The sequence below is a fragment of the Bartonella sp. TT29SHDZB genome, from assembly GCF_042193395.1.
In the GTDB taxonomy this organism is placed as follows: Bacteria; Pseudomonadota; Alphaproteobacteria; order Rhizobiales; family Rhizobiaceae; genus Bartonella.
Genome location: NZ_JBHILQ010000180.1, coordinates 1 through 535, shown reverse-complemented (window position 1 = coordinate 535; position 535 = coordinate 1). Strand labels below are relative to the sequence as shown.

The window sequence follows — 535 nt, the reverse complement described above, 5'->3', positions numbered from 1 at the left end:
AAAGAGGGTTATTTCACCAATCAGAGGTTCTAGCCATTGGAACCAGCCTTTAATCCTCTCTGTGAGATCACTGATGCCTTTTCTTAAATCAGAGGTAGGATTAAGCAAATCATTAAGGACTTTTTTTAAGGTTTTTGCCCAGCTCGCAACAGTTGTTTGAATGAGGTCGCGGTTTTCATCAATCAACTTTGAAAAACCGTCAATCATATCATTAATCACGGGCATGAAACGGGCGCCAATAAAGCTCGCGATACCGCCTATTTTTTTCTTAAAAGCACCAAGCTTGTCACTCAAATCTGCGGCATAGCGTGCGACATCGGCACCTATCAGCCATTTTCCTTTCCGCGCCTTTGCAAACAGCTCTTTAATGGGTGCCATGCCTTGTGCAAGCATGGTCGCCATTTCTTTACCATCGCCCCCAAACAGCAGAGCGGCAATATGCTGTCTTTGTGCTTGGCTTTTCATCTTACTCATCTTGTCGGTAATTTCTTCTAACAAGACAGAAGTGGATTTGAGTTTTCCAGAAGTGTTTTTG

Annotated in this window: 1 pseudogene; it reads right to left on the bottom strand. The window is 43.4% G+C overall.

From position 1 onward, the window contains the following. A pseudogene (locus ACFIJJ_RS10285) lies at window positions 1–535 on the bottom strand (phage tail protein); the annotation flags it as partial.